Here is a 15,907-nt window from a genome sequence, read left to right as displayed (position 1 = left end):
CGTTGAGAAAGATGTATATTTTTGTTTCTCTTGGAAAAGATAGTAAAATCAGCAGATTATGAAACAGAATGATGGTTTTCTTAAAGAAGCCATTTTTCTTTTTTGAGCAGGTAGAAAGACTCAACGTATCTATCTTTAAGAGAAAAAACTACGCTAATAGCAGTAGTTGTATTTATTTGTGATTTTGCACAAATTTTTTTGTGCATTTATAATACTCATGATTTGAGGGGTGAAGCAGTTGACAGGTCAACTAGTTCAATACGGACGCCACCGCCAACGAAGAAGTTATGCCCGTATTAGTGAAGTATTAGAGTTACCAAATCTTATCGAAATTCAAACCTCTTCTTATCAGTGGTTTCTTGATGAGGGTTTGCGAGAAATGTTCCAGGACATTTCTCCGATCGAAGACTTTACGGGAAATCTATCGCTTGAATTTATCGACTACAGCTTAGGTGAACCTAAATACTCTGTAGACGAATGCAAAGAGCGTGATGTGACGTATGCAGCACCACTTCGTGTAAAAGTGCGTCTAATCAACAAGGAAACTGGTGAAGTAAAAGAACAAGATGTGTTCATGGGAGATTTCCCACTCATGACAGAGACTGGAACATTCGTAATTAACGGTGCAGAACGTGTTATCGTTTCCCAGTTAGTTCGCTCTCCAAGCGTATACTATAGTGGCAAAGTGGATAAAAACGGAAAACGTGGTTTTACTGCTACTGTAATTCCAAACCGCGGAGCTTGGTTAGAGTATGAAACAGATGCTAAGGATGTTGTATATGTGCGTATTGACCGTACGCGTAAACTTCCTGTAACTGTTTTGTTACGCGCATTAGGGTTTGGCTCTGATCAAGAAATCACCGAGCTTTTAGGTGATAACGAATACTTAAGCAATACGTTAGAAAAAGACAACACAGATAGCACAGAAAAAGCATTGCTTGAAATTTATGAGCGTCTACGTCCTGGTGAACCACCAACAGTAGAAAATGCAAAGAGCTTACTTGTGTCTCGTTTCTTTGATCCAAAGCGCTATGATTTAGCAAATGTAGGTCGCTATAAGATCAACAAAAAGCTACACATTAAAAACAGATTGTTTAACCAACGTTTAGCTGAAACATTAGTGGATCCAGAAACTGGTGAAATTTTAGCGGCAGAAGGAACAATCTTAGATCGTCGTACACTGGATCGCATTTTACCTTACTTAGAGAAAAACATTGGATTCAAAACAGCGAAACCAATGGGTGGAGTGGTAGAAGGCGATGTTGAGCTGCAATCTATTAAGATTTATGCTCCAGAATCAGAAGGCGAACGTTCTATCAACGTAATTGGGAATGCAAATATTACTCGCGATGTAAAACACATCACACCAGGTGATATTCTGGCTTCTATTAGTTACTTCTTCAACTTACTATACAAAGTAGGGGATACAGATGATATTGACCACTTAGGAAACCGTCGTCTGCGTTCAGTAGGAGAACTATTACAAAACCAATTCCGTATCGGTCTTTCTCGTATGGAACGTGTTGTTCGTGAGAGAATGTCGATTCAAGATACAAATGCAATTACACCACAGGCATTAATCAATATTCGTCCTGTTATTGCATCTATTAAAGAGTTCTTCGGAAGTTCTCAGTTATCTCAGTTCATGGACCAAACAAACCCATTAGCAGAGTTAACTCACAAACGAAGACTATCTGCATTAGGACCCGGTGGTTTAACGCGTGAGCGCGCAGGCTTTGAAGTACGTGACGTTCACTACTCTCACTATGGTCGTATGTGTCCAATTGAAACACCAGAGGGACCAAACATCGGTTTGATTAACTCATTATCTTCGTTCGCGAAAGTAAATGAGTTTGGTTTCATCGAAACACCATACCGTCGTGTTGACCCAGAAACTGGTCTCGTAACAGGGCATGTTGATTATTTAACAGCAGATGAAGAAGATAATTATGTTGTAGCCCAAGCGAATATGAAATTATCTGAAGAAGGAGAATTCCTTGATGAAGATATCGTAGCTCGTTTCCGTGGTGAAAACATTGTCACAAATAAAGAGCGCATCGACTACATGGATGTATCTCCAAAACAAGTAGTGTCGGCAGCGACAGCTTGTATTCCGTTCTTAGAAAACGATGACTCTAACCGCGCACTTATGGGAGCGAACATGCAACGTCAGGCGGTTCCGTTAATGAATCCGGAATCTCCGATTGTAGGTACAGGTATGGAGTACGTATCAGCAAAAGACTCAGGTGCTGCAGTAATCTGTAAATACCCTGGTGTTGTTGAGCGCGTAGAAGCACGTGAAATTTGGGTACGTCGCTATGTAGAAGTTGACGGTCAAACAGTAAAAGGCGATTTAGATCGCTACAAAATGCAGAAATTCATTCGTTCTAACCAAGGAACTTGTTACAACCAACGTCCAATCGTAAGTGTTGGAAATGAAGTTGTAAAAGGTGAAATCCTTGCGGATGGTCCTTCTATGGAACTAGGCGAATTAGCACTTGGACGTAACGTGCTTGTTGGCTTCATGACATGGGACGGTTATAACTACGAGGATGCGATCATCATGAGTGAGCGCCTTGTAAAAGATGATGTGTACACTTCTATTCATATTGAAGAATATGAGTCAGAAGCTCGTGATACGAAGCTTGGACCAGAAGAAATTACACGTGATATTCCGAACGTTGGAGAAGATGCACTTCGTAACCTTGACGAGCGCGGTATTATTCGCGTCGGTGCTGAAGTAAAAGATGGAGACCTACTTGTTGGTAAAGTAACACCAAAAGGTGTAACAGAATTAACGGCAGAAGAACGTCTATTACATGCAATCTTCGGTGAAAAAGCGCGTGAAGTACGTGATACATCACTACGTGTACCACACGGTGGTGGCGGTATTATCTTAGACGTAAAAGTATTCAACCGTGAAGATGGCGATGAATTGCCACCAGGCGTGAATCAACTTGTACGTGCATATATCGTTCAAAAACGTAAAATTTCTGAAGGTGACAAGATGGCCGGACGTCACGGTAACAAAGGTGTTATCTCTCGTATTTTACCAGAAGAAGATATGCCTTACTTACCAGACGGTACGCCAATCGATATCATGTTAAACCCATTAGGGGTACCATCTCGTATGAATATCGGTCAGGTATTAGAGCTTCATCTTGGTATGGCAGCAAGATATCTTGGTATTCACATTGCAACACCAGTATTCGATGGTGCTCGTGAGGAAGATGTATGGGGCACAATTGAAGAAGCTGGTATGGCAAATGACGCGAAAACAATCCTGTATGACGGACGTACTGGTGAACCATTCGATAACCGCGTATCTGTTGGTGTCATGTATATGATCAAACTTGCGCACATGGTTGACGATAAACTTCATGCTCGTTCTACTGGACCATACTCACTTGTAACGCAGCAACCTCTTGGAGGTAAAGCTCAGTTCGGTGGACAGCGTTTCGGTGAGATGGAGGTTTGGGCACTTGAAGCTTACGGTGCTGCTTATACTCTTCAAGAAATCTTAACAGTGAAGTCTGATGATGTTATTGGACGTGTTAAGACGTATGAAGCAATTGTTAAAGGCGAAAATGTTCCAGAGCCAGGCGTTCCAGAATCATTCAAAGTATTGATTAAAGAACTGCAAAGTTTAGGTATGGACGTTAAAATGATGTCTAGCGACGACACAGAAATTGAAATGCGTGATACGGAAGATGACGATGATCATCAATCAGCAGATAAATTGAATGTCGAAGTTGAGACAACTAAGGAATAATTGGGATAACCTGTAGACTAAAAGGGAGGTAGGCCCCTTGATAGATGTAAATAACTTTGAATATATGAAGATTGGACTTGCTTCACCTGACAAGATTCGTTCTTGGTCATACGGTGAAGTTAAGAAACCAGAAACGATTAATTATCGTACGTTAAAGCCTGAAAAAGACGGCTTGTTCTGTGAGCGTATTTTCGGACCACAAAAGGACTGGGAATGTCATTGCGGAAAATATAAACGTGTACGTTATAAAGGTGTAGTTTGTGATCGATGTGGCGTTGAAGTAACGCGTGCAAAAGTTCGTCGTGAACGTATGGGTCATATCGAATTAGCTGCTCCTGTATCTCATATTTGGTATTTCAAAGGTATCCCGAGCCGCATGGGACTTGTCTTAGACATGTCCCCTCGCGCGCTTGAAGAAGTAATTTATTTCGCTTCTTATGTTGTAACAGAAAGTGGAGATACACCACTTGATAAGAAGCAATTACTTTCTGAAAAAGAATACCGTGCATATCGTGATCGATATGGCAGCACATTCCAGGCTGCTATGGGTGCAGAAGCGATTAAAAAGCTATTACAAGACATCGATTTAGATAAAGAAGTAGACTTCTTAAAGGAAGAATTAAAAACAGCACAAGGACAACGACGTACTCGTGCTATTAAACGTCTAGAAGTATTAGAAGCATTCCGTAACTCTGGAAATCACCCATCTTGGATGATCCTAGATGTTCTTCCAGTTATCCCACCAGAACTACGCCCAATGGTACAGTTGGATGGTGGACGTTTTGCTACTTCTGATTTAAACGACTTATACCGTCGTGTAATTAACCGTAACAACCGTTTAAAACGTCTATTGGACTTAGGTGCACCAAGCATCATCGTTCAAAACGAAAAACGTATGTTACAAGAAGCTGTAGACGCATTAATCGATAATGGTCGCCGTGGCCGTCCAGTTACTGGACCAGGTAACCGTCCATTAAAATCACTATCTCACATGCTTAAAGGTAAACAAGGACGTTTCCGTCAAAACTTACTAGGTAAACGTGTTGACTACTCTGGTCGTTCTGTAATCGTTGTAGGACCGAACTTAAAGATGTACCAATGTGGATTACCGAAAGAAATGGCACTTGAACTGTTCAAACCTTTCGTTATGAAAGAGTTAGTGGAAAAAGGGTTAGCACACAACATTAAGAGTGCGAAACGTAAAATCGAGCGTGTACAACCTGAAGTTTGGGACGTTTTAGAATCTGTGATCAAAGAACATCCAGTACTTCTAAACCGCGCACCAACACTTCACCGTCTTGGTATCCAGGCGTTTGAACCTACATTAGTAGAAGGTCGTGCAATCCGTCTTCACCCACTTGTATGTACTGCATACAATGCGGACTTTGATGGTGACCAAATGGCGGTTCACGTTCCGTTATCATCAGAAGCACAAGCAGAAGCTCGTATTCTTATGTTAGCGGCACAAAACATCTTGAATCCAAAAGACGGAAAACCAGTTGTTACTCCATCTCAGGATATGGTATTAGGTAACTACTACTTAACACTTGAGCGTGAAGGTGCAATCGGTGAAGGTATGGTCTTCAAAGATGCAAACGAAGCAATACTTGCATACCAAAATGGATATGTACATCTGCACACACGTGTTGCAGTTGCTGCAAGTTCAGTAAATAATGTAACATTTACTGAAGAGCAGAAGAGTAAGCTTCTATTAACAACAGTTGGTAAATTAATTTTTAACGAGATCTTACCAGAGTCGTTCCCTTATATTAATGAACCAACAAATTCAAACCTTGAAAAAGAAACACCAGCGGAATATTTCGTTGAAAAAGGTGCGAACATTAAAGAAATTATTGCTAGTCGCGAAGAAGTGGCACCATTTAGCAAGAAGATCCTTGGTAACATCATTGCGGAAGTATTCAAGCGTTTCAAAATTACAGAGACGTCTCGCATGCTTGACCGTATGAAGAACCTAGGATTTATGTACTCTACAAAAGCTGGTATTACAGTTGGGGTATCTGACATTCTTGTATTAGGTGAAAAAGATGAAATTCTCCACGAAGCACAAGCAAAAGTAGATAATGTAATTAAACAATTCCGTCGCGGTTTAATCACGGAAGAAGAACGTTACGATCGCGTTATCTCTATTTGGAGTAATGCAAAAGATGTTATCCAAGGAAAACTGATGAAGTCCTTGAATAAACGCAACCCAATCTTCATGATGAGTGATTCCGGTGCCCGTGGTAACGCATCTAACTTCACTCAGCTTGCTGGTATGCGTGGTCTGATGGCCAATCCATCTGGTCGTATCATTGAACTTCCGATCAAATCAAGTTTCCGTGAAGGTTTAACAGTACTTGAGTACTTCATCTCTACGCATGGTGCTCGTAAAGGTCTTGCCGATACAGCACTTAAGACTGCCGATTCTGGTTACTTAACACGTCGTCTTGTAGACGTTGCACAAGATGTAATTGTTCGTGAAGATGATTGTGGAACAGATCGTGGTTTACTAATCGGTGCGATTAAAGAGGGTAATGAAGTAATTGAGTCATTATATGATCGTCTTGTTGGACGTTTTGCAAGAAAAACTGTAAAACATCCTGAAACAGGTGAAGTATTAGTTGCTGAAAATCAATTAATTACTGAAGATATCGCTCATATCGTTGAAAATTCGGGTGTTGAAACTGTAAACATTCGTTCAGCGTTTACGTGTAATACTCGCCATGGTGTATGTAAGAAGTGTTACGGTCGTAACTTAGCAACTGGTACAGACGTAGAAGTAGGAGAAGCGGTAGGTATTATCGCAGCTCAATCTATCGGTGAGCCAGGTACACAGTTAACGATGCGTACGTTCCATACAGGTGGGGTTGCCGGAGATGATATCACACAAGGTTTACCTCGTATCCAAGAGATCTTTGAAGCTCGTAATCCGAAAGGTCAGGCAGTTATCAGTGAAATCGACGGTGTTATCGCAGCGATCAACGATGTTAAAGATCGTCAAGAAGTAGTTGTACAGGGTGAAGTTGAAGCTCGTACGTATGCTATTCCTTACGGTGCTCGTCTGAAAGTAACTCCAGGACAGCCAATTAGCCACGGTAAAGAGTTAACAGAAGGTTCTATTGATCCGAAAGAATTACTAAAAGTAACGGACATTACGGCAGTTCAAGAATACCTATTACGTGAAGTTCAAAAAGTATACCGTATGCAAGGGGTAGAAATTGGCGACAAACACGTAGAAGTAATGGTACGTCAAATGCTACGTAAAGTTCGTGTAAGTGATGCGGGTGAAACAGATGTATTACCAGGAACATTACTAGATATCCATCAGTTTACTGATGCGAATGCGAAGGTGTTACTACAAGGTAAACAACCAGCGACAGCTAGACCTGTTTTACTTGGTATTACAAAAGCTTCACTTGAAACTGATTCATTCTTATCTGCAGCATCATTCCAAGAAACAACTCGTGTCTTAACTGATGCAGCAATTAAAGGTAAACGTGATGAGCTTCTAGGATTGAAAGAGAACGTTATTATCGGTAAACTTGTTCCTGCTGGAACAGGTATGAATCGTTATCGCAAAGTGGACCTTGTAAAAACAACACAAGATGACATGAATGTAGAAAACGATGAGATTTATGTGGAACAGTAAAATTTTCCGTCGTAAATTTTGTATAAAAACATCTAATCCTAGTTGACATTGTATGAGTCAAAATGTTACTATAATCAAGGTTGCTCCTGAACGATGCTTTGGAGGATATTTATATGTCTTATCAAAAAGTGTCAAATGCTGAAAATGTAGTCGTTGGTCATAAACGAACATTGGAAGCAATCAAAAACGGTATAGTTAAAGAAGTTGTTATTGCGGAAGATGCTGATGTGCGGTTAACCCATGTTATCATTCGCACTGCTTTGCAACATAACATACCCATAACAAAAGTTGAATCAGTTCGTAAGCTTGGAAAAGTTTCGGGGATTCAAGTAGGAGCTTCAGCAATAGGAATAATAAGTTAAAACTGTTTTTGTGAGGAGAGAGCATTTGCTCTTCCTTGCAAAAACTTTGTTTTCAACTAATAATGAACCACCTGGATATGTGGTCATACAAACATGCGAAGGGAGGATAATCAAATGCCTACTATTAACCAATTAGTGAGAAATGGTCGTACTGATAAAGTATGGAAATCTAAATCACCTGCGTTAAACAAAGGTTTTAACTCTTTAAAGAAAAAATCAACTGATATCTCTGCACCTCAAAAACGTGGTGTATGTACTCGTGTTGGTACAATGACTCCAAAGAAACCTAACTCAGCGTTACGTAAATACGCTCGTGTACGTTTAACAAACGGTATTGAAGTTACAGCTTACATCCCAGGTATCGGTCATAACCTACAAGAGCATAGCGTAGTATTAATTCGCGGTGGTCGAGTAAAGGATTTACCAGGGGTACGTTACCACATCGTTCGTGGAGCGCTTGATACAGCTGGTGTTGACAAACGTATGCAAGGACGTTCTAAATATGGTACTAAGCGACCAAAACCTGCTAAAAAATAATAAACTTATAATGAAAGGAGGAACTCAATATGCCTCGTAAAGGACCTGTTGCGAAACGTGACGTGTTACCAGATCCAATGTACAATTCGAAACTAGTAACACGCCTAATCAACAAAATGATGGTTGACGGTAAAAAAGGTAAATCTCAAACAATTCTTTATAACGCTTTCGATATCGTTCGTGAACGTTCAGATAAAGAACCAATGGAAGTATTCGAGCAAGCTCTTAAGAACATCATGCCTGTTCTTGAAGTACGCGCTCGTCGTGTTGGTGGTGCTAACTACCAAGTTCCAGTTGAGGTTCGTCCAGAACGCCGTACAACTTTAGGTCTTCGCTGGTTAGTAAACTATGCTCGTCTTCGTGGTGAAAAAACTATGGAAGAGCGTCTAGCTTACGAAATCTTAGATGCAGCTAACAATGCTGGTGCATCTGTTAAGAAACGTGAAGACACTCATAAAATGGCAGAAGCTAACAAAGCATTTGCTCATTACCGTTGGTAGGATTCAACGTAAAATAAATGTAAGCATAAACCGCTTTATTTGTCGCTTATGGAAGTGTGGAGAGGGAGAATGCCTCTCCCTTTCGTTGGGCGCTCGTTTTACATAATGAGGGTACAAGACACTGGCATATGTAACAATATAAAGTGGCTTTTTTGCTACTTAAAATAAAATAATCCAATCCATATATGGAAGGAGCAAGACACCAAATGACTAGAGAGTTCTCTTTAGAAAACACTCGTAATATTGGTATCATGGCTCACATCGATGCTGGTAAAACAACAGCAACTGAGCGTATTCTGTATTACACAGGACGTATTCATAAAATCGGTGAAACTCATGAAGGTGCATCTCAGATGGACTGGATGGAGCAAGAGCAAGAGCGTGGTATCACAATTACTTCTGCTGCAACTACAGCTCAATGGAAAGGTCACCGTGTAAACATCATTGACACTCCAGGACACGTAGACTTCACAGTAGAAGTAGAACGTTCTTTACGCGTACTTGATGGTGCGGTAGCAGTACTTGATGCACAATCTGGTGTAGAACCACAAACAGAAACTGTTTGGCGTCAGGCTACTACTTACGGTGTACCTCGTATCGTATTCGTTAACAAAATGGATAAGATTGGTGCAGATTTCTTATACTCTGTAGGAACAATCCACGATCGTTTACAAGCAAACGCACATCCAATTCAGTTACCAATCGGTGCTGAAGACGAGTTCAATGGTATCATTGACCTTGTTGAAGAATGTGCTTACATGTACGGTAACGATTTAGGAACAGACATCGAGCGTGTCGAAATTCCTGAAGAGCACAAAGAATTAGCTGCAGAATACCGTGGAAAACTTATTGAAGCGGTAGCTGAGCTTGATGAAGAAATGATGATGAAGTACCTAGAAGGTGAAGAAATCACTATAGAAGAGCTTAAAGCTGGTATCCGTAAGGCTACAACTTCTGTAGAATTCTTCCCAGTAATCTGTGGTTCTGCATTCAAAAACAAAGGTGTTCAAATTCTGTTAGACGCAGTTATCGACTACCTACCATCTCCATTAGATGTACCAGCTATTAAAGGTACTCTTCCGGATACAGAGGAAGAAATCGAACGTAAGTCTAGCGATGAAGAACCATTCGCAGCTTTAGCATTCAAAATCATGACTGACCCTTATGTTGGTAAGTTAACGTTCTTCCGTGTGTATTCTGGTGTGTTAAACTCTGGATCATACGTGAAAAACTCAACTAAAGGTAAGCGTGAGCGTGTAGGTCGTATCCTACAAATGCACGCTAACAGCCGTGAAGAGATTTCAACAGTTTACGCTGGTGATATCGCTGCTGCTGTAGGTTTAAAAGATACTACTACTGGTGATACTCTTTGTGATGAGAAGAGTCTTGTTATCCTTGAGTCTATGGAATTCCCAGAGCCAGTTATCTCTGTAGCTATCGAACCAAAATCTAAAGCTGACCAAGATAAAATGGGTACAGCATTATCTAAGCTTTCTGAAGAAGATCCAACATTCCGTGCTCACACTGACCAAGAAACTGGCCAAACAATCATCGCTGGTATGGGTGAACTTCACCTTGATATCATCGTTGACCGTATGCGTCGTGAATTCAAAGTGGAAGCAAACGTTGGTGCTCCTCAGGTAGCATACCGTGAGACTTTCCGCGCTGCTGCGAAAGTTGAAGGTAAGTTCGCTCGTCAATCTGGTGGTCGTGGACAATTCGGTCACGTTTGGATTGAGTTTGAACCTAATGAAGAAGGTAAAGGTTTTGAATTCCAAAACAAAATCGTCGGTGGTGTAGTTCCACGTGAATACATCCCAGCTGTTGGAGCGGGTCTTGAAGACTCACTTAAAAATGGTGTACTAGCTGGTTATCCACTAGTTGACATTAAAGCTGCGTTAGTTGACGGTTCTTACCATGATGTCGATTCATCTGAGATGGCGTTCAAAATCGCTGCATCTATGGCACTTAAAGCTGCGGTTTCTAAATGTAGCCCAGTAATTCTTGAGCCAATGATGAAAGTTGAAGTTGTAATTCCTGAAGAGTACATGGGTGACATTATGGGCGACGTAACATCTCGTCGTGGACGTGTAGAAGGTATGGAAGCTCGCGGTAACGCACAAGTTGTTCGCGCTATGGTTCCACTTTCTGAAATGTTCGGTTATGCAACGGCATTACGTTCTAACACTCAAGGACGCGGAACATTCTCAATGACATTTGATCATTATGAAGAAGTACCGAAGTCTGTTTCTGAAGAAATTATTAAAAAAAATAAAGGTGAATAATTGATTTTTATCGATTGTTCAAGTATAACTACTTATGTAAGCTTAGAAAGTGGGACGTAAGTTTCACTTTCTAGTCTAAATATAAAATAACCTATATAAACTAAGGAGGAATTTAGAATGGCTAAAGCTAAATTCGAACGTTCTAAACCCCATGTTAACATCGGTACAATCGGCCACGTTGACCATGGTAAAACTACATTAACTGCTGCGATCACTACAGTTCTTGCAAAAGCTGGTGGTGCTGAAGCACGCGGATACGATCAAATCGACGCTGCTCCAGAAGAAAGAGAGCGCGGAATCACAATCTCAACTGCACACGTTGAGTACGAAACTGAAACTCGTCACTATGCACACGTTGACTGCCCAGGTCACGCTGACTATGTTAAAAACATGATCACTGGTGCTGCTCAAATGGACGGCGGTATCTTAGTAGTATCTGCTGCTGATGGCCCAATGCCTCAAACACGTGAGCACATCCTTCTTTCTCGTCAAGTAGGTGTTCCTTACATCGTTGTATTCTTAAACAAATGCGACATGGTAGACGACGAAGAATTATTAGAATTAGTAGAAATGGAAGTTCGCGACCTATTATCTGAATACGGATTCCCAGGCGACGACATTCCTGTAATCAAAGGTTCTGCTCTTAAAGCTCTTCAAGGAGAAGCTGATTGGGAAGCAAAAATCATTGAATTAATGACTGAAGTTGATGCTTACATCCCAACTCCAGAACGTGAAACTGACAAACCATTCTTAATGCCTATCGAGGATGTATTCTCTATCACAGGTCGTGGTACAGTTGCAACTGGTCGTGTAGAGCGCGGAATCGTTAAAGTTGGTGACGTAGTAGAAATCATCGGTCTTGCTGAAGAGAATGCTTCTACAACTGTAACTGGTGTAGAAATGTTCCGTAAACTTCTTGACCAAGCTCAAGCTGGAGACAACATCGGTGCTCTTCTTCGTGGGGTTGCTCGTGAAGACATCCAACGTGGACAAGTTCTTGCTAAAACTGGCTCTGTAAAAGCTCACGCTAAATTCAAAGCTGAAGTTTTCGTATTATCTAAAGAAGAAGGTGGACGTCATACTCCATTCTTCGCTAACTACCGTCCTCAGTTCTACTTCCGTACAACTGACGTAACTGGTATCATCCAATTACCAGAAGGTACTGAAATGGTAATGCCTGGTGACAACATCGAAATGACTATCGAACTTATCGCTCCAATCGCTATCGAAGAGGGAACTAAATTCTCTATTCGTGAAGGTGGACGTACAGTAGGTTACGGTGTAGTTGCAACTATCGTTGAGTAATCTTAACTGATATAAAAAAACCAAGGGATCTTCCCTTGGTTTTTTTGTTTGGAGAAATGATGCTTTTAAATTTAAAACGAGTTTCTTCTATAGTATATAAAACAAAAACCAACATCCAAAAACTGTAAGTAGAATAAGAACAGATGAAAACTTGAAATTCTTTAAAGTGCCATGTATAATAGCAAAAGTAGAGAAAAGCAGATGCAAACAAAAAGATGCTTGCATCTAGACGAATAACATTGTATAATAGACAATGTTGGTCTTTGACTGCGATGAAGTGGAAGGTTGCTGACACACCCGGCCGCTTTGCCATGGCATGGTGTGGGGAAATTTCCATGGAGAAGGTCTATTTTAGAAATAGGCGAACGAAGGAGGGAAAATAATGGCAAAAGAAAAAATTCGTATCCGTTTAAAAGCTTATGATCACCGTATTCTTGATCAATCAGCTGAGAAAATTGTAGAAACAGCTAAGCGTTCTGGGGCAACAGTTTCTGGTCCGATCCCATTACCAACTGAGAAGACTATTTACACAATTCTTCGTGCTGTTCATAAGTACAAAGATTCTCGTGAGCAATTCGAAATGCGCACACACAAACGTTTAATCGATATCGTGAGTCCTACTCCACAAACAGTAGATTCATTAATGCGTTTAGACTTACCGTCTGGTGTAGATATCGAAATCAAACTATAAATTATATAACTTAAAAATGTAGGAGGTGTAACTCATGACCAAAGGAATCTTAGGAAGAAAGATCGGTATGACTCAAGTATTTGCTGAGAACGGTGAGTTAATCCCAGTAACGGTAATCGCTGCTAATCCAAACGTTGTTCTTCAAAAGAAAACAACTGAAACTGATGGCTACAACGCAATTCAGTTAGGATTTGAAGACAAACGTGAAAAGTTAACTAACAAACCTGAACAAGGCCACACTGCTAAAGCATCTACAACTCCTAAGCGCTTCATTCGCGAAATCCGCGATGCAGACGTGGACGGATTAGAGGTTGGTCAAGAGGTAAAAGTTGAAGTTTTCGCTGCAGGTGAAATCGTTGACGTAACAGGAATTTCTAAAGGTAAAGGTTTCCAAGGTGTTATCAAACGCCACGGACAATCTCGCGGACCTATGTCTCATGGTTCTCGCTATCACCGTCGTCCAGGTTCTATGGGGCCAGTTGCTCCGAACCGTGTATTCAAAGGTAAAAAACTTGCTGGACGTATGGGTGGAGACCAAGTTACTATCCAAAACTTAGAAATCGTTCAAGTTGACACTGAGCGCAACTTATTACTAGTAAAAGGTAACGTTCCAGGTGCTAAGAAATCTCTTGTAGTTGTTCAAGGCGCTGTGAAGGTTAGCAAATAATTCACAATAGGAAGGAGGAATTCCAATGCCAAAAGTTACTGTATATAACCAAACTGGTTCACAGGTTGGTGAAATCGAATTAGCTGAAGCTATTTTCGGTATCGAACCAAATGAAGCTGTACTTTTCGAAGCTGTAATGATGCAACGTGCATCTTTACGTCAAGGTACACACAAAGTAAAAACTCGCTCTGAAGTTCGCGGTGGTGGTCGTAAACCATGGCGTCAAAAAGGAACTGGACGTGCTCGTCAAGGTTCTATCCGCTCTCCTCAATGGCGTGGTGGTGGTACGGTATTCGGACCTACACCAAGAAGCTATGCGTACAAACTTCCTAAGAAAGTTCGTCGTTTAGCGATTAAATCTGCATTAGCTACTAAAGTAGTTGAGAACAACATTGTAGTTCTTGAAGACCTAGTGTTAAATGCACCAAAAACAAAAGACATGGTAGCAGTACTTAAAGGATTAACTGTTGAGAAGAAAGCTCTTATCGTAACTGCTGATGCAAACGAATCTGTAGAGTTATCTGCTCGCAATATCCCTGGAGTAACAGTAATCACTGCTGATGGCGTAAACGTGCTAGATGTGCTTCATCATGATAAGCTAATCATGACAAAAGCGGCAGTGGAAAAAGTAGAGGAGGTGCTTGCATAATGAGAGATCCTCGTGATATCATTAAGCGCCCAGTTATCACTGAACGTTCTATGGAAATGATGGCTGAAAAAAAATACACGTTCGACGTGGACGTTAAATCTAATAAAACAGAGGTTAAAGACGCTATCGAAGCGATCTTTGGTGTTAATGTAGACAAAGTAAACATCATGAACTACAAGCCGAAAGCAAAACGTGTTGGTCGTCACGCTGGTTTTACTAGCCGTCGTCGTAAAGCAATCGTTAAGCTAACTGCTGACAGCAAAGAAATCGAAATCTTCCAAGGCGTTTAATTCTTACTAAAGAAGGAGGGAAATTGAGATGGGAATTAAAAAGTATAATCCAACTACTAACGGTCGTCGTAACATGACTACGAATGATTTCGCTGAAATCACGACTGACAGACCGGAAAAGTCTTTACTTGCTCCTTTAAGCAAAAAGGCTGGTCGTAATAACCAAGGTAAAATTACTGTACGTCATCAAGGTGGCGGACATAAGCGTCAATACCGTATCATCGACTTTAAGCGTAACAAAGATGGAATTCCAGGACGCGTTGCTACGATCGAATACGATCCAAACCGCTCTGCGAATATCGCATTAATTAACTACGTTGACGGTGAAAAACGTTACATTCTTGCTCCTAAAACTTTAGAAGTAGGTATGGAAGTTATGTCTGGCCCTGAAGCTGACATTAAAATTGGTAACGCATTACCATTAATCAACATTCCAGTAGGTACTGTTGTTCATAACATCGAGCTTAAGCCTGGTCGTGGCGGACAATTAGTTCGTTCTGCTGGTACATCTGCTCAAGTACTTGGTAAAGAAGGAAAATACGTACTTGTACGTTTAACTTCTGGTGAAGTACGTCTTGTATTATCTGCTTGTCGCGCTTCAATCGGTCAAGTTGGTAACGAACAACACGAACTTATCAAAATCGGTAAAGCAGGTCGCTCTCGCTGGTTAGGTAAGCGCCCAACAGTTCGTGGTTCTGTAATGAACCCGGTTGATCACCCACACGGTGGTGGTGAAGGACGCTCTCCAATCGGACGTAAGTCTCCAATGTCTCCATGGGGTAAACCAACTCTTGGATTCAAGACTCGTAAGAAAAACAAAGCGTCTGATAAATTTATCGTTCGTCGTCGTAAAAAATAATGGGATTGTAGTACGGTTCGCTTCAAGAACCGTACGCCAATCACGAAGGGAGGCACCAAAATGGCTCGTAGCTTAAAAAAAGGACCATTTGTCGATGATCACTTAATGAGCAAAATGGAAAAATTAGTTGCATCTGAGCAAAAACAAGTTGTTAAAACTTGGTCTCGCCGTTCAACTATCTTCCCTCAGTTCATCGGACACACAATCGCTGTATATGATGGTCGTAAACACGTACCTGTGTACATCACTGAGGATATGGTTGGCCATAAGTTAGGTGAATTCGCACCAACTCGTACGTATAAAGGTCACCTTGCTGACGATAAGAAAACTAGAAGATAATG

The 15,907-nt window shown here is 41.0% G+C and carries 13 protein-coding genes; all 13 read left to right on the top strand.

Going from position 1 to position 15,907, the window contains the following annotated elements; genetic code table 11:
- The first annotated feature begins 238 nt into the window (after nucleotides 1–238).
- Complete coding sequence (gene rpoB, locus ACP6L7_RS27810) at nucleotides 239–3,772, top strand: DNA-directed RNA polymerase subunit beta (protein ID WP_097833010.1); 3,534 nt, start codon at nucleotides 239–241, stop codon at nucleotides 3,770–3,772.
- Nucleotides 3,773–3,809: 37 nt separating this feature from the next.
- Nucleotides 3,810–7,421, top strand: coding sequence for a DNA-directed RNA polymerase subunit beta' (gene rpoC / locus ACP6L7_RS27805; RefSeq protein WP_097833009.1), 3,612 nt, complete (start codon nucleotides 3,810–3,812; stop codon nucleotides 7,419–7,421).
- A 113-nt stretch (nucleotides 7,422–7,534) separates the two neighbouring features.
- On the top strand, nucleotides 7,535–7,783 hold the full coding sequence (locus ACP6L7_RS27800) for a 50S ribosomal protein L7ae-like protein (RefSeq protein ID WP_000121833.1): 249 nt from the start codon (nucleotides 7,535–7,537) through the stop codon (nucleotides 7,781–7,783).
- A 114-nt stretch (nucleotides 7,784–7,897) separates the two neighbouring features.
- Nucleotides 7,898–8,320, top strand: coding sequence for a 30S ribosomal protein S12 (gene rpsL, locus ACP6L7_RS27795; RefSeq protein ID WP_001142341.1), 423 nt, complete (start codon nucleotides 7,898–7,900; stop codon nucleotides 8,318–8,320).
- A 29-nt stretch (nucleotides 8,321–8,349) separates the two neighbouring features.
- Nucleotides 8,350–8,820, top strand: a complete 471-nt coding sequence (rpsG, locus tag ACP6L7_RS27790; protein ID WP_001137492.1) for a 30S ribosomal protein S7 — start codon at nucleotides 8,350–8,352, stop codon at nucleotides 8,818–8,820.
- A gap of 206 nt (nucleotides 8,821–9,026) precedes the next feature.
- Nucleotides 9,027–11,105, top strand: a complete 2,079-nt coding sequence (gene fusA / locus ACP6L7_RS27785; RefSeq protein ID WP_000196380.1) for an elongation factor G — start codon at nucleotides 9,027–9,029, stop codon at nucleotides 11,103–11,105.
- Between the two features lie 117 nt (nucleotides 11,106–11,222).
- Entirely contained in the window at nucleotides 11,223–12,410 is a 1,188-nt protein-coding gene (gene tuf, locus ACP6L7_RS27780) for an elongation factor Tu (protein WP_001029617.1), read from the top strand.
- A 382-nt stretch (nucleotides 12,411–12,792) separates the two neighbouring features.
- Complete coding sequence (gene rpsJ, locus ACP6L7_RS27775; RefSeq protein WP_001040595.1) at nucleotides 12,793–13,101, top strand: 30S ribosomal protein S10; 309 nt, start codon at nucleotides 12,793–12,795, stop codon at nucleotides 13,099–13,101.
- Nucleotides 13,102–13,135: 34 nt separating this feature from the next.
- A complete protein-coding gene (rplC, locus tag ACP6L7_RS27770) occupies nucleotides 13,136–13,768 on the top strand; it encodes a 50S ribosomal protein L3 (RefSeq protein ID WP_000160209.1) in 633 nt (210 codons plus the stop codon).
- A 25-nt stretch (nucleotides 13,769–13,793) separates the two neighbouring features.
- Nucleotides 13,794–14,417: a 50S ribosomal protein L4 gene (gene rplD / locus ACP6L7_RS27765; protein ID WP_001127261.1), complete on the top strand. Its 624-nt coding sequence runs from the start codon at nucleotides 13,794–13,796 to the stop codon at nucleotides 14,415–14,417.
- Nucleotides 14,417–14,707, top strand: a complete 291-nt coding sequence (rplW, locus tag ACP6L7_RS27760) for a 50S ribosomal protein L23 (protein ID WP_001205557.1) — start codon at nucleotides 14,417–14,419, stop codon at nucleotides 14,705–14,707. The genes rplD and rplW overlap by 1 nt, the downstream gene beginning before the upstream one ends.
- A 28-nt stretch (nucleotides 14,708–14,735) precedes the next feature.
- Nucleotides 14,736–15,566, top strand: a complete 831-nt coding sequence (gene rplB, locus ACP6L7_RS27755; RefSeq protein ID WP_000511584.1) for a 50S ribosomal protein L2 — start codon at nucleotides 14,736–14,738, stop codon at nucleotides 15,564–15,566.
- A 60-nt stretch (nucleotides 15,567–15,626) separates the two neighbouring features.
- A complete protein-coding gene (rpsS, locus tag ACP6L7_RS27750) occupies nucleotides 15,627–15,905 on the top strand; it encodes a 30S ribosomal protein S19 (protein WP_000124454.1) in 279 nt (92 codons plus the stop codon).
- Nucleotides 15,906–15,907 lie beyond the last annotated feature (2 nt).

This window comes from Bacillus silvicola (genome assembly GCF_050524305.1).
GTDB classification, from domain to species: Bacteria; Bacillota; Bacilli; order Bacillales; family Bacillaceae_G; genus Bacillus_A; species Bacillus_A cereus_AT.
This window is presented reverse-complemented; position numbering and strand designations above follow the sequence as displayed.

Coding starts and splice junctions, on each gene's coding strand:
- rpsS (WP_000124454.1), top strand. CDS start 15,627: ATGGCTCGTAGCTTAAAAAAAGGACCATTTGTCGATGATCACTTAATG.
- rpsG (WP_001137492.1), top strand. CDS start 8,350: ATGCCTCGTAAAGGACCTGTTGCGAAACGTGACGTGTTACCAGATCCA.
- rpsL (WP_001142341.1), top strand. CDS start 7,898: ATGCCTACTATTAACCAATTAGTGAGAAATGGTCGTACTGATAAAGTA.
- rplW (WP_001205557.1), top strand. CDS start 14,417: ATGAGAGATCCTCGTGATATCATTAAGCGCCCAGTTATCACTGAACGT.
- fusA (WP_000196380.1), top strand. CDS start 9,027: ATGACTAGAGAGTTCTCTTTAGAAAACACTCGTAATATTGGTATCATG.
- rplB (WP_000511584.1), top strand. CDS start 14,736: ATGGGAATTAAAAAGTATAATCCAACTACTAACGGTCGTCGTAACATG.
- rpsJ (WP_001040595.1), top strand. CDS start 12,793: ATGGCAAAAGAAAAAATTCGTATCCGTTTAAAAGCTTATGATCACCGT.
- rplD (WP_001127261.1), top strand. CDS start 13,794: ATGCCAAAAGTTACTGTATATAACCAAACTGGTTCACAGGTTGGTGAA.
- ACP6L7_RS27800 (WP_000121833.1), top strand. CDS start 7,535: ATGTCTTATCAAAAAGTGTCAAATGCTGAAAATGTAGTCGTTGGTCAT.
- rplC (WP_000160209.1), top strand. CDS start 13,136: ATGACCAAAGGAATCTTAGGAAGAAAGATCGGTATGACTCAAGTATTT.
- tuf (WP_001029617.1), top strand. CDS start 11,223: ATGGCTAAAGCTAAATTCGAACGTTCTAAACCCCATGTTAACATCGGT.